Source organism: Pontibacter sp. LHS1 (assembly GCF_058932855.1).
Map to the genome: position 1 here is coordinate 172,826 of NZ_JBZYWF010000005.1, position 21,915 is coordinate 194,740.

At 49.1% G+C, this 21,915-nt stretch carries 15 protein-coding genes; 9 read left to right on the forward strand and 6 right to left on the reverse strand.

Annotated elements, in window-relative coordinates:
* Nucleotides 1–740: 740 nt before the first annotated feature.
* From AC5FXQ_RS12010 to AC5FXQ_RS12040, 7 genes are all read left to right on the forward strand, one after another.
* The gene (locus tag AC5FXQ_RS12010) at nt 741–2,072 is read left to right on the forward strand and encodes an undecaprenyl-phosphate glucose phosphotransferase (protein WP_493602666.1); all 1,332 of its coding nucleotides are present in this window, start codon (nt 741–743) and stop codon (nt 2,070–2,072) included.
* 4 nt (nt 2,073–2,076) lie between these two features.
* On the forward strand, nt 2,077–2,898 hold the full coding sequence (locus tag AC5FXQ_RS12015) for a WecB/TagA/CpsF family glycosyltransferase (RefSeq protein WP_493602667.1): 822 nt from the start codon (nt 2,077–2,079) through the stop codon (nt 2,896–2,898).
* Nucleotides 2,899–3,198: 300 nt separating this feature from the next.
* The gene (gene rfbF / locus AC5FXQ_RS12020) at nt 3,199–3,999 is read left to right on the forward strand and encodes a glucose-1-phosphate cytidylyltransferase (protein WP_493602668.1); all 801 of its coding nucleotides are present in this window, start codon (nt 3,199–3,201) and stop codon (nt 3,997–3,999) included.
* A 79-nt stretch (nt 4,000–4,078) separates the two neighbouring features.
* Entirely contained in the window at nt 4,079–5,185 is a 1,107-nt protein-coding gene (gene rfbG / locus AC5FXQ_RS12025; RefSeq protein ID WP_493602669.1) for a CDP-glucose 4,6-dehydratase, read from the forward strand.
* A 61-nt stretch (nt 5,186–5,246) separates the two neighbouring features.
* Complete coding sequence (gene rfbC / locus AC5FXQ_RS12030) at nt 5,247–5,798, forward strand: dTDP-4-dehydrorhamnose 3,5-epimerase (protein ID WP_493602670.1); 552 nt, start codon at nt 5,247–5,249, stop codon at nt 5,796–5,798.
* A gap of 132 nt (nt 5,799–5,930) precedes the next feature.
* Nucleotides 5,931–7,277, forward strand: coding sequence for an NAD(P)H-dependent oxidoreductase (locus AC5FXQ_RS12035; RefSeq protein ID WP_493602671.1), 1,347 nt, complete (start codon nt 5,931–5,933; stop codon nt 7,275–7,277).
* A gap of 101 nt (nt 7,278–7,378) precedes the next feature.
* Complete coding sequence (locus AC5FXQ_RS12040) at nt 7,379–8,593, forward strand: glycosyltransferase family 4 protein (RefSeq protein WP_493602672.1); 1,215 nt, start codon at nt 7,379–7,381, stop codon at nt 8,591–8,593.
* A gap of 10 nt (nt 8,594–8,603) precedes the next feature.
* Here the strand turns inward: AC5FXQ_RS12040 and AC5FXQ_RS12045 are convergent, their stop codons facing one another.
* From AC5FXQ_RS12045 to AC5FXQ_RS12055, 3 genes are all read right to left on the reverse strand, one after another.
* On the reverse strand, nt 8,604–9,845 hold the full coding sequence (locus AC5FXQ_RS12045) for a glycosyltransferase family 61 protein (RefSeq protein ID WP_493602673.1): 1,242 nt from the start codon (nt 9,843–9,845) through the stop codon (nt 8,604–8,606).
* A 61-nt stretch (nt 9,846–9,906) separates the two neighbouring features.
* The gene (locus AC5FXQ_RS12050) at nt 9,907–11,019 is read right to left on the reverse strand and encodes an alginate O-acetyltransferase AlgX-related protein (RefSeq protein WP_493602674.1); all 1,113 of its coding nucleotides are present in this window, start codon (nt 11,017–11,019) and stop codon (nt 9,907–9,909) included.
* A 12-nt stretch (nt 11,020–11,031) separates the two neighbouring features.
* A complete protein-coding gene (locus AC5FXQ_RS12055; protein ID WP_493602675.1) occupies nt 11,032–12,510 on the reverse strand; it encodes an MBOAT family O-acyltransferase in 1,479 nt (492 codons plus the stop codon).
* A gap of 673 nt (nt 12,511–13,183) precedes the next feature.
* On the opposite strand from AC5FXQ_RS12055, the gene AC5FXQ_RS12060 reads away from it, so the two are divergent.
* Both AC5FXQ_RS12060 and AC5FXQ_RS12065 read left to right on the forward strand, forming a co-directional pair.
* Complete coding sequence (locus AC5FXQ_RS12060; protein ID WP_493602676.1) at nt 13,184–15,466, forward strand: LamG-like jellyroll fold domain-containing protein; 2,283 nt, start codon at nt 13,184–13,186, stop codon at nt 15,464–15,466.
* Between the two features lie 342 nt (nt 15,467–15,808).
* A complete protein-coding gene (locus AC5FXQ_RS12065) occupies nt 15,809–16,288 on the forward strand; it encodes a hypothetical protein (protein WP_493602677.1) in 480 nt (159 codons plus the stop codon).
* A 184-nt stretch (nt 16,289–16,472) separates the two neighbouring features.
* On the opposite strand, the gene AC5FXQ_RS12070 is transcribed toward AC5FXQ_RS12065, so the two are convergent.
* The 3 genes from AC5FXQ_RS12070 to AC5FXQ_RS12080 form a co-directional block, all read right to left on the reverse strand.
* Nucleotides 16,473–19,100 (reverse strand): PA14 domain-containing protein, encoded by a 2,628-nt coding sequence (locus tag AC5FXQ_RS12070; protein WP_493602678.1) that lies wholly within the window; start codon nt 19,098–19,100, stop codon nt 16,473–16,475.
* Between the two features lie 628 nt (nt 19,101–19,728).
* Complete coding sequence (locus AC5FXQ_RS12075) at nt 19,729–20,967, reverse strand: glycosyl hydrolase (RefSeq protein WP_493602679.1); 1,239 nt, start codon at nt 20,965–20,967, stop codon at nt 19,729–19,731.
* A gap of 57 nt (nt 20,968–21,024) precedes the next feature.
* Nucleotides 21,025–21,864 (reverse strand): glycosyltransferase family 2 protein, encoded by an 840-nt coding sequence (locus tag AC5FXQ_RS12080; protein ID WP_493602680.1) that lies wholly within the window; start codon nt 21,862–21,864, stop codon nt 21,025–21,027.
* Between the last annotated feature and the right edge of the window lie 51 nt (nt 21,865–21,915).

Consider the following 21,915-nt stretch of genomic DNA (forward strand, 5'->3'; position numbering starts at 1 on the left):
ATTAAATGTGCCTATCCTGAATTAACTCAAGCTTTAGTTGTTTTCCTGTTTCAAGCTATTTGGGGCAAGTTCTGGCAGGACAGTATTGTGAAGTGTTGTATTATTTTTATATGATATTAAACGGCGGGTGGGAGAGGATAAGTGATATAATCTAGTATGCGTTTGAATAAAAGCTTCTTGTTTTTGGTAGAGTAGTTTAAGAAAGAATCCTTTTTAGAGTTGAGGAATTATTGTTGATTAATTTTTAATAAAAAATTCCAGCTCCTGAGTGAAACCTTTTTAGGAATAGCAGTCTTAAAACTGTTAATTTATTGGAATAGTTATATAATAAAGATCAAAGGTATAATTTTAAATTATACTTATTCAATAATATAAATATGCTAATATTACCACTTTGAATTTTATTGATGATTTAGCGATAAATTAATAAACCTTAATATAAATGCAGTCGTATTTCAGTCTAAATTCTGGTTGTTAATTGTGAGCCTTCTTAAAGCTGGCAAGCAAGTATCTCAAAAGCAGAATATAAATTATAAGCAAAAGGTGAATACAGACATTAAGGTTGTCATGGGTCCCGGAGCAACGAGGGGATTGACAAAGTGATTGAAGACGAGAGGCGTAAGAAAGTCAATTAAGGGAAAAAGGGAATTATGATTCAATAAGTACAATTTTAGGTTATGCACAAATACAGACACTATAATAGTTTTAATAGAATACTCTTATTAATACTAGACATTACATTGATAGCTTTCGCGTTTAAGCTGTCAAACCTTTTCAGATACGGTGATCTGGAACTCACACATCAATACAGTATCTTCTTTGTACTGTTTGCACTCGTGTGGTGGATCGTTTCCGGGTTTAAGAATTTTGTTTTCCGGATCGACGGTTTCATTCCGGTAGGCAGAAGGACTGGTAACATGCTGAATGCATTTGCGATACACGCCGTCATACTGGCCAGCTGTATCGTAATATTCAACCTGGAGCATCTGTCCCGTCTGTTGCTCTTGTATACTTATCTGTTTACAGCGCTGCTGATCGGTCTGAGCCGTGTGGTGCTTTTCCTTGCCCAGCGCTACTTCTCGAAATCAGACATGGCCTACAGCCGCTACGTGATTGTAGGTATGGGGCCGGCAGCAATCAACCTGCACCAGACCTTCAGCAATGACGAGGCACCAGGCCGTAAGTTTATGGGCTTCTTCACTGACAAAGCCGACGAATTGAGCAAGCATAGTAGCATGGTTAAGGGTAATGTGTCTGATCTTCAGGAGTTTTGCCTTCAGAACAATATTGACGAGGTGTACTATACCTTGCCAGTAAATGACAAAGAGCACATCGACGAACTGACAGAGTTTGCTGACGAGAACTTCATCTACTTCCGCATCGTACCTGATTTCAGCGCCATTGTGCAGCGTGAGGTGAACATGTACTTCTACCAGAACATCCCGATGATCAGTGTGCGCAAAGAGCCGCTGGAGCAAGTGACCAACCGCGTTGTCAAGCGTGCTTTTGATATTGCCTTCTCTCTGGGTGTGATTCTGTTCCTGTTCCCGATCGTGATGCCGATCATCGCACTAGCCATTAAGATCAGTTCTCCTGGCCCGATCTTCTTCAAGCAGCTGCGCCCTGGTAAAAAGAACCGCCTGTTTGTATGCTACAAGTTCAGAACGATGCGTGTGAACAACAACACGGAGCTGCAGGCTACCAAGAATGACCCCCGTGTAACCAGAGTAGGAGCTTTCCTGCGCAAGACCAACCTGGACGAACTGCCACAGTTTTTCAATGTGCTGCTCGGCGACATGTCGGTAGTAGGGCCACGTCCAAACCTGGTGTCGCAGCTGGACCACTATTCTAAAGTGATCAACAAGTACAAAATGCGCCACTTCGTAACACCAGGCATTACAGGCTATGCACAGGTGAGTGGTTACAGAGGCGAGACCAAGGAAGTGCACCTGATGGAGAAACGTGTAGAGTACGATGTGAAGTACATGGAAAACTGGAGCTTCATGATGGACATGAAAATCATTTTCCTGACTGTGTGGAATATGGTGAGAGGCGAGAAAAATGCATACTAACGAAATGACTGAGATAAATACCCTGCGCAAAACGGCTGCACCCTTACAGCAGAAGCGCCGCCTCCTGAATTCCTACATCACCACGGGCCGTTTCGACGAGTTTGTGGAGCAGGTCTTCTGGATGACTGAAAACAGGACATCGTCTTATGTATGCTTCGCCAATGTGCACATGCTCGTGGAAGCGTACCAGGACCCGAGTTTCAATAAAATACTAAACGAGGCAGATGTGGCCTCGCCAGACGGTGGGCCGCTTTCTAAACTGATGAAGCTGAAGTATGGCCACAAACAGGACCGCGTGCCAGGCATGGACCTGATGCCGCGCCTGATCGAGGAAGCCGCTGCCAGGGGTAAGTCCGTATTCTTCTACGGCTCCACCGACGATGTACTGGAAGCTGTGGTGGCTACTGCAAAATCAAAACATCCAAATGTCCGGATAGCGGGCCATTACTCACCACCTTTCCGTCAGCTTACAAAAGAGGAAGATCAGTCGATTGTGGACATGATCAACGACTCAGGTGCTGACCTGGTATTTGTAGCGCTGGGTTGTCCGAAGCAGGAGCGTTGGATGGCGGAGCATAAGGGCCGCGTGAAGGCCTGTATGTTGGGGGTTGGGCAAGCTTATATGACCTATGCGGGGCTGGAGAGGCGACTACCGAAATGGGCGCGAGACCTGTCGCTGGAGTGGACCTACCGGCTGTACCAGGAGCCCAAGCGGCTCTGGAAACGCTACCTGGTTACCAACAGCACATTTGTATACCTCACGCTAAAAGATATGCTCTGGCCAAAGGATAAACATAATAAAGCAACTGCCGTAACGGTGGGTTAGTAAGAACAGAAATGCGCTGCGTAGGTATAGCACCACCACAGCGCATTTTTTTCGTCAGTTCTCTTCAAGCTTTTAACAGGCGTTTCTAAAAAGCTACCTAATAGACTCAACTTATCAGCCAAATGCAGGTATAAGGACTAGTAATTGTAGTTGCAGGTATGTTATAACACTCGAAGTTCTGATACTTAAGAACATAGCTGCCTGCGATTATAAATTCCGCAATATCATAATCAAAATATAGTAATTGTCGTATAGAAGACAGATTTAAAACTGAAGTTCACCCCAAACCCTTAGAAATTAATGAAAGCTGTAATACTGGCAGGCGGATATGGAACCCGCATCAGTGAGGAGAGTGGTATCAGGCCGAAACCGATGGTGGAGATCGGCGGGAAACCCATCCTCTGGCATATCATGAAAATATACTCGGCCCATGGAATCAATGATTTCGTAATCTGCTGCGGCTACAAAGGCCACATGATCAAAGAGTATTTTGCCAACTATTTCCTCTATAACTCCGATGTGACCTTCGACATGAATAACAACAGCATGAAGGTGCACCAGAATAACACGGAATCCTGGAAAGTGACGCTGATTGACACTGGCGAAGGTACGCTGACAGGCGGCCGCCTGAAACGTGTGCGTGACTATCTGGGTGATGAGACCTTCTGTATGACCTACGGTGATGGAGTAAGTGATATAGACATTAGCGCTGCCATTGAGTTTCACAGGCAGCAGGGCACCAAGGCAACCCTTACGGCAGTGCAGCAGCCAGGCCGATTTGGCGTATTCACGCTTTCCGGAGAAGATACCCATGTGCGCCATTTTCAGGAGAAACCCATGGGAGGCGAGCAGCCCTGGATCAACGGTGGCTTCTTTGTGCTGGAGCCATCTGTAATCGACTACATCGACGGCGACCATACCACCTGGGAGCGCGAACCAATGGAGCGTCTGGCCCGCGAAGGGGAGATGGCTGCCTTTAAACACACGGGCTTCTGGCAACCAATGGACACGCTGCGAGACAAAAACTACCTGGAGGAACTGATCCAGCAGGGCAAGGCTCCCTGGTACAAAGTGATTCAAAACCAACCTGTAAATGCCTAAACGGCGAAGGGTATAGCACATTGTTTGGCAACTGCGTATAACATATCCTATACCTGACCCTATAGCGAAACATAAGCTGATGAAGAGAGAATTTCTGCAGCAAACCTATCAAAACAAAAAAGTATTTCTGACAGGCCATACTGGCTTCAAAGGCTCCTGGATGCTGCAAATGCTGCACTCCCTGGGTGCTGAGGTAATGGGCTACGCCCTTGCCCCCGAAACCGAAGAGGACCTATATCACCTAATCGACGGTGACAGCCTATGCGAGTCAATAATTGCTGATATCCGCGATAAAGAGGCGGTGGAAGAAGCGGTGCTGCGTTTCCAGCCGGACTTTATCTTCCACTTAGCAGCGCAGCCGCTTGTGCGCCTGTCCTACGAGTTTCCTTCCGAAACTTTCGCCGTGAATGCCGTGGGTACAGCCCATGTGCTGGACGCGGTGCGCAGGCTCGAAAAGCCTTGCACGGTGGTGCTGATCACGACTGACAAGGTATACGAGAACAAGGAATGGGTATACCCTTACCGTGAAACTGACCAACTGGGCGGCTATGACCCGTACAGCGCCAGCAAGGCTTGTGCGGAGCTGGTTATCTCGTCCTATACCCGCTCGTTCTTCCATCCGGAAGCCTATGAGCAGCACCAGAAAGCGATTGCCAGCACCCGTGCCGGTAATGTGATCGGCGGTGGTGACTGGGCAAAGGACCGCATCATACCTGACATTGTGCGGGCGCTTCGGGTAGGGGAGCCTGTAACGGTGCGCAATCCGAATGCGGTGCGCCCATGGCAGCATGTGCTGGAGCCGCTGGGCGGTTACCTCTTGCTGGGTGCTAAAATGGCCGAGGATCCGAAAGCATTTGGCGGCGCCTGGAACTTCGGTCCGCAGGCCGGTGACAATAGTCCGGTGGAGGACCTGGTGCAGAAAGCGCTGCAGGTATGGGGCTCGGGCAGTTACGACAAACCGGAACTCAAGAACCAGCCACACGAAGCCGGACTGCTCAAGCTCGACATCAGTAAAGCGTTGGTGGAGCTGGGCTGGAATCCGAAGTATAACTCAGCGCAGGCAATCGAGCGTACCATCGGCTGGTATAAGACTTATCACGAAGGTATAACCGATATCAAAGAATTTACGATGGGGCAGATCGCGGAATATCTGGGAGAAGAACAACCCGCATACCTTCCATCTTAATCTGAATGGCAGACACCTGCAAGGCAACCCCTTGCAGGTGTTTTCAAATACATCAATACACATGATCTTTACAGAAACCAAACTAAAAGGCGCTTACATCATCGATATCAAGAAGCTGGAAGACGAGCGTGGCTTTTTCGGTCGGGCTTACTGCCAGAAGGAGTTTGAAGCGCACGGGCTGAACACCAACCTGGTGCAGGCCAATGTGAGCTATAACTACCAAAAAGGCACCCTGCGCGGCATGCACATGCAACTGGCCCCGCACGCCGAAACCAAACTGGTGCGCTGTACCCGTGGTGCCATTTATGATGTGATCGTGGACCTGCGTCCCGACTCTGAGACATACAAGCAATGGATCGGCGTGGAACTGACCGCGGATAACTACCGCATGCTCTACGTACCGGAAGGCTTCGCACATGGCTACCTGACGCTGGAGGACAACTCCGACGTGATGTACCAGGTGACGGCCTTTTATGCGGCGGGAGCAGAGCGAGGTCACCGCTGGAACGACCCAGCCTTCAACATACAGTGGCCGATGGAGCCCCAGATCATCTCAGAAAAAGACCAGAACCACCCCTTGCTGGAAGCAGTGCCGGAGCAATCAGCTTTGTAGAAAAGAAATTGACAAATGACTGGTAGACAAAGGACATAAGACTTTCGAACTGCGGTTACAGTGAGGCCTATTTAAAAGTCCTTTGTCCTTTGTCAGGAAACTCCTTTGTCTTAATTCATTAACGAGAAGAAAATGATCATTATAGATACCGCATTAGCCAAACGAGAAGCCGAAGGCCGACCTGTCCGGGTAGGCATGGTAGGAGCCGGATTTATGGCCAAAGGTGTGGCGCTGCAAATTAAAAATCATGTGCCCGGAATGGAGCTGGTGGCCATCTCAAACCGAACTATTGAGCGTGCCCGCGAAGCTTATAACGAGGCTGGTATAGCTGAAGTAGAAGCAGTAGACTCAAAAGAAGCGCTAGAAGAAAACATCCGCAACGGCAGGTATAGCATTACCAACGACCCGATGCTGTTATGCCGTGCCGAAGGGATAGACGCAATTCTGGAGGTAACCGGTGCCGTGGAATTTGGGGCGCAGGTAGCTTTGGAGGCGATTCGGAATGGCAAGCATACCATCATGATGGATGCGGAGGTAGACGGCACGGTTGGTCCGATCCTGAAAGTATATGCCGACAAGGCAGGCGTCGTGTTTACGAACGTGGACGGTGACCAGCCCGGCGTGATCATGAACCTGTACCGCTATGTGAAGTCTATCGGTATGAAGCCGGTGCTTTGCGGCAACATCAAAGGTCTGCACGATCCCTACCGCAACCCAACCACACAAGAAAGCTTTGCCAAGCGCTGGGGACAGAATCCCGCCATGGTTACCTCCTTTGCCGATGGCACCAAAATCTCTTTCGAGCAGGCCATCGTGGCAAACGGAACAGGTATGCGTGTAGCCAAGCGTGGCATGCTGGGGCCTTATGCACCACAGGGAGCTAACATACGAGAGTCTGTGAACTTGTTTCCGCTGGACGAACTCACCAACGGGCCGGGTATTGTGGACTATGTGGTAGGTATAGCCGAACCGGCCGGTGGCGTGTTTGTGCTGGCCACGCAGGATAACCCACGGCAGCAGCATTACCTAAATTATTACAAGATGGGGGAGGGGCCGCTGTACTGTTTTTATACCCCATACCACCTCTGTCACCTCGAAGTGCCGCTGACTATTGCCAGAGCCGTCCTTTTCAACGATGCCGCGCTCACGCCGCTGGATCGTCCGTACGTGGAAGTGGTAACAGCCGCCAAAAAAGATCTGAAATCCGGTGATACTATCGACGGCATTGGCCACTACATGACGTATGGCCTGTGCGAAAACGCCGACGTAACCGAGCGTGAAAACCTGTTACCGATCGGTGTGGCTGAAGGCTGCGTGCTGAGGCGCGATATCCCGAAAGACCAGGTGCTGACCTACGATGACGTGATACTGCCGGAAGGCCGAACGATCGACAAACTGCGGGAGGAGCAGCGAAAATACTTTGCCTCCGCTCTTGCTGAGACAAAGGAGCAGGAACCGAATAAAACCGCAATGGCCTAATCTGGCGCTGTGGTTACATAAAAGACACGCACAGGCAAAATCCCGCCTTGGCCAGGTATGGCCCGGGCGGGATTTCGTATGCCTGCCATCATATATAACACATGCGCATTCTGATCATTCACAACTACTACAAACAGGCAGGTGGCGAAGACACCGTTTTTCATGCCGAGGCGGCTCTGCTGGAGCAGCACGGGCATCAGGTAGAGAAGCTGACATTTTCAAACAAAGAGGTGAATAGTCTGTCAGAGAAGCTAAAAGCTGCTTTGGGCGTTGTGTATAATCCGGGTAGCGCGAAGCTGGTGGAGGAGCGGATAAAGGCATTTCAGCCGGATGTGATCCATGTGCACAATTTCTTCCCGTTGCTGTCGCCAGCCGTATTTTATGTGGCGCAACGCATGCAGGTGCCTATTGTGATGACACTGCACAATTACCGCCTCGTTTGCCCGAGCGCCCTGCTCTATTACAAGGGGAGGGTACAGCTGGAAAATCTGCACAAGTCCTTCCCGCTGGGTGCCATTCGCCAGAAGGTATACCGCGATTCGGCTGTGCAGACAGCGTCGGTGGTGTTGACGACAGGTATACACAAAGTACTGGGTACCTGGCAGCAGAAAGTTGATAAATTCATTGCCCTTACGCCAGGAGCTGCCAACCTCTTCCGGGACTCGTCGCTTCAGCTGAGGCCTGAGCAACTGGCCGTGAAGCCCAACTTTACGCAGGACTTAGGTATAGGCCAGGCTGAGCGTGAAAATTACTTCCTCTATGTCGGCCGCCTGACACCAGAGAAAGGTATAGAGACTCTGCTGCAAGCACATGAACTGAAAAGCTTTCCGCTGAAAGTGGTGGGCGATGGTCCGCTGCGGGAGCGTGTGGAAGCTTATGCGACCGCACATGAAGAGATAGACTACCTGGGTTTCCGGAACCGGGAGCAGGTGCTGGAGCTGCTGAAAAGTGCCCGTGGGTTGATCTTTTCGTCGGAGTGGATGGAGACGTTCGGCATGACCATTATCGAGGCTTTTTCAACCGGTACGCCTGCAATTGCAGCCAAGATAGGCGGGGCGGAGCAACTGGTGGAGGATGGAGTCAATGGGCTGCATTATTCTCCCGGCAGTGCCGCAGAGCTTTCCGATAAGGTACAGCTGATGCTGCAAAATCCTGCTCTGGCCGCCAAACTAGGTGCCGCTGCCCGTAAAAGTTACGAAGCCAGGTATACACCTGAGGCCAATTACCACATGCTACTATCTATTTACAAAGACGCCCTCCGGGCTAAAAAGAGAAATGCCCCTGCAACCGAGGTCACAGAGGCATTTCTTTTATAGATGACAGACGTTACACCGTCTGCACATTACTTTTCTTTCCAGAACTTTTCCGCATTTTTTCCAGTATCTCCACCACCTGGCCGGTATCTACGTGGAGGTGCTGCCGCTGCCCTTCGGCGGCATCATGTACCTTTTTGTCGCCTTTGCAGATGATATAGTCATAGTCCAGGTCGATCTTGGTGGCTATGTCGTAGAATGGCTCTATCACAAAACCCTCATGGAAGATCTCAATGATTTTGGTGCCTGGCTTGCAGAAGAACATGCTGATGAGGCCGGCGCCTGTAGCCGATATCACCACTTTGGCCTGTGAGAACATCCTGATCTTTTCCAGAATACTATACTTGCTGGAGACAATGGATTTGAACTTATAAGCTTCCAGGGCTTCCAGCAATTCTTTCTCGTTCAGCACATTGCGTATAGCTGAGTCACTTCGGCTGATGTACAGGTATGGTACACGCTCCGAAGCAGGCAATACTTCATCCTGCACCAGTGGAAGGAAAGAGTCCCGGATATACTGGCCCAGCCAGCGTGGTACCAGGGTATGATTGCCACGCGGCGCCGTGGAAGCGATGATGCGGTCGGCGGTGAGGTGGTGATATTCTATACCTGTGATGATCTTCTCAGCAGGTATGCCCAGCAGTTCGAGCGTTTCGGTCTGGTAGCTGTAACGTGTGTTAGGCACCAGAAACCAGTCCACTTCGTCGTAGAGGCCGCTCTCACGGAGCAGGTGCAGGCGTGGCAGCACATCCAGGAACCAGTGCCCAATGTTGTTGAGACCAGCACCGCCAGTCAGCATACTGAACACAGTGCCTTTGAAACGTGTAGGTGCCTGAAAATAACTTTGGGTAAAGATGTTGTTCGTCTCTGCACCCTTTGCCTTGCCTTCTACCAGGCTGAGCGATACATTCTCGATAATGCGGTTCTGCTGCGATACGATCGCCACACTGCTCTCATTGTCTGTGTAAATGCGACCGTCTGGCACCTCCACCACTACGTAGTCAGTGGTGACACTGCGCTTGGGCTTCCAGTAGTCAGAGCAAGCCCGGTAGAGCTCCTCGGATATCTCAAGCGGGGTAGTCAGGTTGGGGTATATACGATGCACCTTCACTTCAGAATCGGTGCAGGCGGTTTCACTTTCTATATTAATCTGGCATACGCCATTAGGTCTGAAACGGGTGTTATGGGGAATGATACGGCCAAGTATCTTCTTCAGACGATTGGTGGATTTATCGTAAAATACCTTTGGTTTCATATATATACGGTAGGTAATAATTGCTATACGTTTGTTATTCTAATTTGGCTGTGTTACACCATCAATCTAATTGTTTTACCAGGTGTCGGGTGTTATTTTCCGTGCTGTCATCGGTTTGCTGCAAATGTCGCGCCAGCAAGTCGGCGGCAGCGGCCACCGCCGTGTTGTTCCAGTGCCCGTCATCCGCAGGATACAGCTTCTTTTTTTCGTTTTTGTACAAATGTTCGAAGGCGCTTTGTGTGTCTACCACCTGTACGTCTCTACTCCTGAGCTCAGCCATCAGGCGGGGCAGAAAGTCCGGCTTTCGGGCTGAGGGCAGCATCTGGTGGTAGATGTTCTCTTTGTTAGGTATGGGCATGAACACGAATGGGATGCCTCTTTCTGCCAGCGCATGCTTGTAACCTTCCAGCACGTCGGCTATGCGGTTTATTTCATCATCAGTGAAGGTTCGGTTGGCATATTCGCCTTCCATAAAGAACTCGTTCTGATAATTGATGTACTCTTTTTTACCGAATGTCCGTTCGATGTTAGCCAGTGTGCGGTGGTAGAGCGCCAGCTTTGAGATACGGTCCGCTGTCACCGCCATCCACGTCAGAACTTTCGATGAATTGATGATGGCGCCCGTGCGGTCGCGAAGTTTGTTGCCTATACCTGTGGCGCCCACAGCGGGCAACTCCGGTATACGGCGCTCAATGCTCGATACTACCACGATCTCAGGCGGATTTTCCTCGAAGCGCTTAGTGCCCAGAAAGCGGTTAATAGTAGCAGGGGCGAAGGAATAAACTTCTTTGCCCAATTGCTTTTCCAGTACTTCAGCCAGGATTTCTTCCTGTGAGAGCTTGGCGCCTGTGATGTTGGAGTCTCCGATCAGCAAGACCTCTGCTTTGGTGTCGCGGTTGCGGTACCCGTAGGGGTCTGTGTACCATTCCACCTGTTTCTTCTCAGCATAGGGGGTGCGGGGTGCCAGTTCACCCTCTTCCTCCATACGCATGTGCATGTTCGGGTAAAAAGGTCCTGACATCAGGCGCACACTGTTCACAGAGATGGTCTCCCAAATCCTGAACGTAAAGAAGTTCATGGGAAGCACAACTGCCTCCACAAAAGGCCATAGCGCAAAAGGCAGCACAAGCAGCGTCAGTTTCTTTAATAGCCTTTTCACCTCTTTATTTTTCATCTCTTGTGCTGGTTAGAACTGAAAATAAATGAATTCCTGATGCCCGAACTGCCCGAAGAGCAGCACTGCGATGATGGCCACATAGTAAAACGCCCAGCGCACCACAGTAGGCCGGCGACCGATCAGCTGCGATACGCTGCCATGGCGCTGGATCAGGTGCACCGTTTCCATGATCATGATCGAAATAACAGACACCGCAAATACCTTAAAGCCCTGGTCCATGAACAGGATGTGCTGCAGGTCTATACCTGCGAGCAGTTGCTGGATGTTGCCTATACCTGCCACACTGCTTTGCAGTATGTAGAAAGCCTCTCCAATGGAGTTAGCCCGGAAGAAAACCCAGGAAAAGAGTACCAGCGCGAATACGCTTAACACCTGCACCCACTTGTAAAGCAGCGGGCGGCTTCGCAGGCCAATACTATCTGCCATGGCGTCACGCTGTTTCGCTGTAAGGATAGCAAACACCAGGTAAAAGCCGTGCAAGGCACCCCATACCACAAAAGTCCAGTTAGCGCCATGCCATAGCCCGCTCACCAAAAACGTGATAAACAGGTTGTAGTACCAGCGCCACTTCACCACCCGGTTGCCCCCTAACGGAATGTACAGGTAGTCGCGGAACCAGGAGGAGAGGGAGATGTGCCAACGGCTCCAGAACTCTGAAATACTCTTGGAGTAGTAGGGTCTGCGGAAGTTTTCCATCAACCGGAAGCCCATGACCTGCGCCGCCCCGATGGCAATGTCGGAGTAGCCCGAAAAATCACAGTAGATCTGAAAAGCAAAGAAGACAGTGGCGATGATCAGGGTGATGCCCTCGTAGTCGGTCGGGTTGTTGTATACCTGGTTTACCATCAGAGCCAGGTTGTCTGCGATCATGATTTTCTTGAAGAAGCCCCAGCCCATGCGTCGCAGGCCACCCACTATGCGCTCGTAACTAAACGCATGATTGGCCTTGAGTTGTCCGAGCAGGTTACCCGCCCGCTCAATGGGGCCTGCCACCAGCTGCGGGAAAAACGTCACAAACAGTGCAAACACGCCCAGGTGCCGCTCCGGTTTGATGCGCCCATGGTACACATCAATGGAGTAGCTCATGGTCTGGAAGGTATAGAAGGAGATACCCATGGGCAGCAGCAGCTCAAAAGCCGGCACAGCATAGTCCATGTTCAGGGCCGAGGCTGCATCGCGTGCGCTTTCGTTGAAGAAATTGTAATACTTGAATAAGCCGAGTATGCTCAGGTTAGAGAGCAGCGAGATCCAGAGGTAGGGCTTGCGTTTGTGTTTTTCCTCGTCGCTATACCTGCCCATGGCACGGCTGCAGCCGTAATCCACCAGAGTTGAGAAGATCAGGATCAGGGTATAGGCCGGCTTCCAGGAAGCATAGAAATAGTAACTGGCCAGCAGCAAGATTAGCCATCTGCGATTTGGGGGCGTTAAGAAGTAGAGCGTAACTACTACCGGGAAGAATATAAAAAATTCAGTAGAGTTAAATAACATATATAGACGCTGTTATGGATAAAGAGAAGCGTGTGATCCCATGTCCTTTGGTAGCTGTTATTCAGGCCGTATCCTGCGGCAGGGCAAAAAACAGAACCTGTTTTCTCTATTATATTAGGAGTCAGGTCAAAAGGTTTAGGATTTCAGTATATATTTTTCTGACTGTATAAATGCACCGGATTTATTGTGCAGCTTTCTATACGCATCTGGTTTGAAATGGCTGTTTATATAATCAAAAAATTGTATTCACTGATTTGACAGCCACCTTACTGCACGAACCTGCCACAGGTATGTTGTGTTACCGAGCCTGCCTTAGCCATAGATATAGCTTCATATTCCTCCCTTTGGGCCTCTTTTCGGATTAGTTACTTTATGGACAATTTTAGTATACCACAAAGCCGAACATCTAGGCGGCTACGGCGTAATATTATTGTACTCTAATACAACAGTAACTCTATACTCCTCGTACAGGACATGCAATGTTGTAAACTAGCATTTTGCTTAGAACGGCAGCTGTTCAGCTCTAATTGATACCGCGAAACAACCCGATATAAACTGGCGAGCATTAATCAAACGCCGTGATACAAATACTTAGTGAGCTTATATGATAGCATCCACCTTCAGGTACATTTTTCGATACCTATCCTCCTTTCAGTTAGCTTGTAAACGCACCATGGCTTTCGTCGCTGCACTTAGTCTGCTGCTTAGCTTAGCAGTTCAGGATATGGCACTGGCCCAGACTTCCTGCCCTCCCGGCTTGGCGCATCACTTTGGACTGGACGAGAAAGTGGCCGGCAGCTATACTGATTACGTGACGAATGCAAGCGCAGACTGTGCTGCTTGCCCGGAACCTGCCAGTAGCCGCTTTGCAGGTGGTCAACGATTTAACGGATCAGGCACTGGCCTGAAGTTCACCCCTATAGAAAGCTTCCAATGGGGCCCCCACAGCAGTTTTACTATTGAGGTATGGGTGCAGGTAAGCAGTAAATCATCTAACCAGGTTATTATCGGTCGTAAATCAGTTGATGGGTTAACAGCCTGGTGGCTAGGTGTTAGCCCTGAGGGGTATGCCGTTTTTGATATGCAGGATAATTATGGTGAGCCACATACCATAAAGGATTATCTCAAAGCTGTGAACTTGTTTGATGGCAAGTGGCATCATGTGGCGGTAGTTCGGGATGGACCCAATGAAATCAGCAAGCTGTATGTAGATGGGTTCAGAGTGGATGACAGGGTCAGTGAGAAAAAGACTTACAGGGGAAGCATGGAGTCTTCCAGCCCAACCACAATCGGGTACATCGATATCGACAACAAGTACTATTTTGATGGGGTAATGGATGAATTGCTGGTCTACAACCGCAATTTGTCGGAGCAGGAAATGCGTGCCCGCTACAATCAGGGGGCAGGCAGTTATTGTGGCCCCGAAGCGGTCAGACCTGAGATCGTATCAACCCCTATTACCTACGGCACGGTTAACCAGCAATACAAGTATGACGTAAATGCAGCGGGCAAACCTGATCCTCGCTATATTCTGGTATCAGGGCCCCCCGGAATGACGATTAATGCAGGCACGGGCCTAATCACCTGGGTTCCCCAGGCAGCCGGAAGCTTTGCAGTGGAGGTAAAAGCGAATAACAGCCAGGGAGAGAGCGCTCCGCAACGCTTTCAGGTCGAGGTGAAGGCCGCCACGGAAGAGGAAATAGGAATGCTGCACCACTGGATGCTAAATGAATCTTCAGGATCTAATTACCGGGATGTGTACACACCCATCGATGCCATTGTACAAGAAAGAAGCCGACCTGCCCCGGTAAAAGGAGTAGTCGGAGGAGGACAGCGGTTTAATGGACGTGACACCGGGCTTGATGTAATCGGTAGTCCGAACTTTGATTGGAAAGCGAATGAGACTTTTACGATCGAACTGTGGCTCCGCACCGAAACCAGGGAGGGTAGCAGCGAAGCCCAGAACCAGGTGCTGATGGGGCGCCATGCCACGGACTCTCCGTCGCAGTGGTGGCTGGGACTTGACAAAGACCGAAGAGCCGGGTTTTACTTGCCCGACATCGAGTTCAAAGGTGCTTATGTAGGGAACAGCGGCCCAAAACTTAACGACGGAGCCTGGCATCAATTAGTAGTGGTGCGGGAAGGTGGTTCAGGGGCTATCAGACTGTATGTCGATGGTGAGCAAATAGCCACCAGCAGCTTTGCACACGATCATGAATTCAGTAGCCGATCGCCTGTTACTATTGGCTATTTTAATGCGAGTATGCTCAACAGTTACCACTACGAAGGCGAGCTGGATGAAGTGAAGCTATTCGGCAGAGCGCTTTCGCCGGAGGAGATCAGGGGGCGTTTCGTTGAAGTGTACAACAACCTGACAGAGTTCCTGAGCTTTGAGGGGCGCTATACGGAGGGGGAGAACTTCAATCAGAAAATTGTAAGGCTAGACTGGAGAACACTTTATGAGCTTGGAACGGATTTCTTTGAGGTAGAGCGATCCGAGGACGGTGAGAACTTTACAGCCATCGGTCAGGTGAAAGCTTCCGGTACTACTACGGCTGCCATAGATTATACCTTTACCGACGATATGCCACTCAAAGAGCAAGGGTATTACAGGCTTCGGCTGGTTCGGCTGGATGGTACCTTCACCTACTCAAATACCATACTGCTACAAGACCGCTCACCCGCTGCATCATCCTTCAGGGTATACCCGAATCCGGCTGCGGTGGGAGACGAAGTGACCATTGAGATAGCTAACCTGAAAGAAAGCGAAGATGTAACCTTTATGATAACTGATGCTTCCGGCAAGCAAGTGCTTAGCCAGCAGGTCCGAACCGACGAGTTTGGTGAGCTATACCTGACACTGCCAGTCGGTATGTCTTTAAAACCGGGTATCTACAATCTGACAGTGGCAGGCAGTAACAAAACCCTTAATCGCAAGCTGGTGGTGGCCCGGTAATGCAGTCGAAACCATAGCAGGAGAAGTGTAGCCTGCATCTTGAAAACGGGCTTTTTGTAAACCTGGCAATGGGAGAACATGCAGGTGTAGGCCTCTTACGCTGTTCAGCAGCAGAAGCTGCTCGTTGAAAAATGGATAAAAATTCCGGTTAAAACTTTTAAATTTTCCATAACGTAATGAATAACAATCACTTCTGATTCAAATATTGCATTTATGAAATTTTTAATAAACCCTGCAAAGCGCGGTTCGTACTATGGGTGAAAAACATCGCATGTGCTCCGTTTAACAAATGAATTATCATCAAGTTTAAAATACCTTTACTTATCTAAATTTTAATTTTTTATGAAAAAGTTATTTCTATTACCAATATTATTTGCCCTTGTCTTCACTTCATGCAGTGACGACGACGACAATGAAACGGTCGAACCAGCAGTTTCGGAAATTGATGCCCAGATGCGTGGCGACTGGACAAACACAATGATCAAAAGAGTGTATTATTCAATTGATGATGAAGTCATGTTCACTGACTCAGTTCAATACCAGACGAGCTTCAGTTTTGACGGAAAACGCCTGACTGTTACTGTACCAGGAGGCACTCCGGAAGTAATGAATTACAGTTTTCCAGACCCAGCTGATACTACCATCATCGAACTACAGCGGGGCAATGATAAAGGGCAGTATAAAGTAACAGCTATTTCAGATACGGAAATGACCTGGGTAGAAGAAAAGCCATGGGCTGGCTTTCCAGAGGAGGCGCCGGAATCAGAAAAAACAACATCCAGACTTGGTTTGTATACCTGGAAATTCGTTCGCAAAAACTAATATTGCATGAAGCGTCCCGTGTTTTAGGGATGGTGTGAACAAAGAAAAGACTCCCGCTTTAGTCAATATATCGACTAAGGCGGGAGTTTTTTTATTTCCAGCAGGCACTGGCCAATTGGTGGGATCTACTGTTTCTTCCCCTCTGTTAGAGTTAGGAAAGATCCACTTTTATTATAAGCTATGCTTACTCTTTGATAAGCTTGATTGTAGCGCTCTTACCGGCGTTGTCAGTATACTTCAGGAAGTACAGACCTGCTCTGAGACCGCTGGCAGCCAGGTTCATCACCAGCTTGTTGTTCTCTACCTTCAGGTTTGCTTCTTTGTATACTACTGTGCCAGCCTGATCAAGGATTACTACTTCCTGCAGCTTAATCTCCTCTTTGCCCAGATCGAGTGTCACCACGTCGTTGAACGGATTAGGATAAGCGCTTACTTTCTCAAAGCTTATGTCAGTGTCAGTTGTCTCAGCAGAAAGTGATGACGTTGCAGAAGCAATCAGCGACTCGATTGGTGACAGTCTGTTTCCAGCGATCGGGCGCTCCATGGTCCCGTTTGGCAGCTGCCAGCCCACGGCCAGGTTGTCGCCGCCGCCGCCCTGCAGCATGATCGCCTCGATGTAGTAGCGCTTGCCGGCCTCCAGGGTGATCTTGGCAGACTGCTGGCTTGCGTTCTTGGTCCACTCACGCGGGTTAGTCCAGGTGCTTGACAGGGCGATGCGCGTCTTCTTGGCTGGGTCTTCGCTTGTGCTCAGGTACAGCTCGGCCACGTCGTCGGCCGCGATCCAGAAGGTGTACTGGCCTGAAGCAGGAGCCGTCACGTAGCCGCGGATGCGCTGGCCGTAGTTGTTGCCCTGGCCTGTTGGCGCCTCGAACGAGTTAAGCTCAGTAGTTGAAACAGGCTTTGTGTTCACAGGAACCACACTGATTGTAGAACCATGCACGTTTGACCAGAAGTCACGTGTGATCTTACCTACAGGAGTTGTAGTAGTAGTTGCAGGAGCTGTTGCTACAGGAGCAGTGCTTCCCATTTCAGACAGTCTGTTTCCAGCGATCGGGCGCTCCATGGTCCCGTTTGGCAGCTGCCAGCCCACGGCCAGGTTGTCGCCGCCGCCGCCCTGCAGCATGATCGCCTCGATGTAGTAGCGCTTGCCGGCCTCCAGGGTGATCTTGGCAGACTGCTGGCTTGCGTTCTTGGTCCACTCACGCGGGTTAGTCCAGGTGCTTGACAGGGCGATGCGCGTCTTCTTGGCTGGGTCTTCGCTTGTGCTCAGGTACAGCTCGGCCACGTCGTCGGCCGCGATCCAGAAGGTGTACTGGCCTGAGGCAGGAGCCGTCACGTAGCCGCGGATGCGCTGGCCGTAGTTGTTGCCCTGGCCTGTTGGCGCCTCGAACGAGCTTATTGCACTCGTAGAAGTTGGGTTCGTGTTTACCGGCACCACGCTGATTGTAGAGCCGTGTACGTTTGACCAGAAGTCACGTGTGATCTTGCCAGTGCCAGCAGTACCGGTTGTAGTGCCAGTTGATGGTGAAGTTGATGCAGATGGTGTCTGCTCAGCAGGTGCAGTTGCTACCGGCGCATCTTGTGTTGGCTGCGACGGAGAAGTAGCCGGAGCTGATCCGTTAGGACCAAGTGCGATACCATTGCGGCTCAGCTTTGATAACCATGCGTTGTACTCATTCTGCTCGTGCTGCTTTGTGATGTTACCGCCAACGTATGGGTTGTTCTCGTTTTTAACCAGACCATCAGGGAAGTAGTTCTTGTCGAAAAGGTTGCCCTGGCTCATAACGCCTGTAACATTGTTACGCATTACGGCATTGAAGGTAGCACCCTTCTTGTAGTAGTCGTAGCCATACAGGCCCACGTTGTGTGTGTTCATGCGGGTGCCATCGTCAAACAAACCAGAGTTTACTCCACGGTTGTTGTATACCTCGATGTTGTTACCACCAGCAATGGCGTAGTTATAGTTACCGACGTTTACCGTCTGGTTGTCAAATACCTTCACGTGAGCAGTGGCTACTGAAGCCGGGTCGCCCATGCCATCCTGGTACCAGGAGTCAGCAATGATACCACCACCTGAGAATTTAGTTTCTGTAGCAGGGATTGGGTAAGCACCCTTGATGAAGTTGTTGTGGATGCGGATAGGAGAAGCAGAAGTACCACGAGCGTTAGACAAGTTGATGTTGTCTTCTACAAGCGACTTGTTTGGCTCGTTGATTATCTCGTTCCAGGCGATCTCAGCGTGTGGCAGGTTACCGCGGTAGTTGAACTGAGCGAACTGCGAGTGCTCAGCACCTCCGTGAACGCGACCGTCGATGTTCTTGGCTTTGTTGTAGCGGATCTTTACAGTTTCGTTTGTAGAGCCATTGCCCTCATAGCGCGTACCCACATAGATACCAGCTGTACCTTCTAGGTAGCAGTTCTCTACTACAATGTTCTTGAAGTTGTTAACTGTTAAGAAGCGACGTGGCTTCTTATAATCACGCCAAGGGGTAGGAGTTAGGCCGTAACCTTTGGTGTGTCTGACAGTAATGTTAGCTGAATAACCCCAGCTCTTGATCAGGTAACCGGCACCTCTGATGTTTGAGTTAACGATTACTACCGGTTCAGAAGTTCTTACGTCTACAGCAGCTACCTCGGAATCTTTTGATTCCCAGTTGCCTGTGTAAGTGCCTCCTTTTGTGATTACTAATGGCCCGCTGTAAGTCTGGGCGTTAACGAAACCTGTCGAGATTAGAAAGGCTACGAGTGTGAGCATGAAAGCAGACAGAGTTGTCCCCGTCCACTTAGTCACCTTAGTGGAAATTGTATTCATCTTTTTGGCTAAAAGTTGAAAAATTAAAAAATGTACTCCTTATAAGGCCCCAGGTTAGCTACCATTTTCTGTTAGTGTAGCAGGTGAGCTGCCTGGTGCTTTTTATGAAAATATTAAGCTTGGCTAATCCTCGCCCTTATCTTCATATATAAGTTGTTGCAAATATAAGTATGAAATTTTTAGAAAAACCAGTCTTTTATGATAAATTCTTATTTAAATCATAGACACTTTGGATATTTCAATTTCGAAAAGAGACAAAAAGTGCTTTTTTAGCCTGTTTTGAGGCTTTTGTTGATGAGGTAACGATTGAAAAAAGTTACAAAAATTTTAAAAGTCCAAACTTTTTATTATAACTAAAGGCGTAAACCATATAACATTATTTATAATAATTAATCTGAAATATAAGATAATAGATCAATTTTGGGTCATGGATTCAATAAAAATAGGTAATATATAAAATATAATATATTTAATAAGATAGGGTTTACTGTTAGGTTTTTCATAGGTGTTGCAACTCCGAATCGGTACCCTGAGGCTAAAAACCGGAGTTGTGATTTGGGGGAGGCAGTGCAAAACGCCAGGCGATGGATCCATCGCTGAGGTAAGTTGAATCTTACGGATAGCTCAGTTACTGAAAACTAACTGACTTACTCGAGCCTGAGGTAGGCGGCAATACACGGGGACCAAGGAAGATATTATTTGTCTCTAGCTTCAACTTCCAGATTTGATACTCTGCCCGTTCGCTTTCTTTTGTTATCTCACCTTCAATAAAGGTATTATTGCGCTCGTGGACTGTTCCATCTGGAAAATAATGATTGTCATTTCTTCCGTCCTGCCCCATGATTCCAATTACATTGCTGTGGAAGGTATTGTTGAAGGTTGCGTTCTTTTTATAGAAGTCGTAGCCGTACAGTCCTTGCGTCCACATCTTAAACTTTCCACCATCCTCAAAGCGGGCAGCGTTTACGGCGCGGTTATTAAAGACCTCAATGTTATTGCCGCCTGCAATGGCGTAGTTATAGTTTCCAAGGTTTACCGTCTGGTTATCGTAAATTTTTACATGAGCTGTAGCAACCTCTTTGGGATCGCCCATACCGTCTTCGTACCAGGAGTCAGCAATAATGCCACCACCCGAATAGTCCTTGCTGTCGGCTGGGTAAGGATAGGCTCCCTGGATGTAGTTGTTGTGGATGCGAATGGGAGAGTCGGGTGTGCCCCGTGAGTTGGACAGGTTGATGTTGTCTTCTACCAGCGACCTGTTTGGCTCGTTGATCACCTCGTTCCATGCTATTTCGGCATGCTGTACTGGGTTGCGGAAATTTAATTGCACGAACTGAACCCGGTACCAGCCACCATAAATGCGTCCATCGATGTTCCTGGCCTTGTTGTAGCGGATCTTGATGGTGTTGTTTGGGCTACTGTCGCCCTTGTATCCGTCCCCTATGTAGATGCCGGCAGTATTCTCCATGTAGCAGTTCTCTACCACCACGTGTTTGAAATCGTTAACGATCAGAAAACGCCGTGGCTTCTCATATATAAACCACGGGGTGGGGGTAAGGCCGTAGCCTTTGGTATGTCTAACAGTAATATTGGCCGAGTGTCCCCAACTTTTAATGAGATAACCGGCTCCTCTGATACTTGAATTTTCGATAATGACTGGCTCGGACGTCCTGATTTCCACAGCAGCCACCTCTGAATTTCTTGATTCCCAATTGCCGGAGTAGGTGCCTCCTTTGCTGATCACGATCGGGTTGTCATAGCCAACTGTTGTGGCTTTGGCGCTCCTTTTGGCTCCAGGCAGGTGCCCTTGGGTATAGTAATAAGCAAAAAGCATTGCTACCACCACCAGGGGAATAGCAATGCTCATTATTTTGATGTATGGTGAATCTAGCTTCAAATCAATTATTTAGTACCTCAGATGGTGTTATTTTAAAAAATAACCAAAGAGCCTGCGCGTGTAGCCATTCGCCAGGTGAAACGGGATGTAAGGTGTAGGGCAGTTCTTGAGTGTGAACCTGGTAAAGTCCCGCAGGTTACCGCCTCCCTTCAAGTCAAACAGGTGCTTGTAGTAGTTTTTAAAACTCTTTTCGCTTCTGATCTGTCGTTCCCCGCTTTCTTCCGGATACGTGAGCAGCCTTGCATCATAGTTCACATACAGTTCAAATCCAGCTCTTCTGGCAGTGTGGGTGTAGTCGTAGTCGGCAATATAATGCGGGAAGCGGTCCTGGTCGAAGAGCCCTATTTTCTCAAATACTGCCCGGGGTATAAGCAGGCCTCTTCCAGGCAGGTGCGTCACAGCGTGCAAGCCCTTTTGCTCTTCCTCCGATAGCGAAGGGAGTACTTCGTCGATGGTGTTCAGCAGCCAGTTAAGCCGTTCCCCTCCGAAAATGGGCTGTTTTGTATTGGCATCCAGTTCGAGCGTCCCCAGCAGCGCGGCAGGTTTTTGCTCGTGCCAGTAATACATCTTTTCCAGCAGGCGCTCATCCGTGATCACATCATTATTCATGGTCATGATGAGTTGAGCATCCTGCTTCAGTGCGTGCCGGATTCCCATGTTCACGCCAGCCGTCCAGAACAAGTTGCCACTGCCTTTGAGTACTTCCACTTCCGGAAACTCTTCCCGAAGCATATCTTCAGTACCGTCTGTTGAGCCATCGTCTACAATTATGACTTTAAAACGCTGGTCGGTTTGCTTTCTCAATGACTGGAGACAGTCCCTTGTATATTCTTTTCTGTTAAAAACAGGTATAACGATGCTTATCATGTGGTTCTAATGTAAATCTATTTTTCTGTGCATTCCTGGCAGGCTAATTTG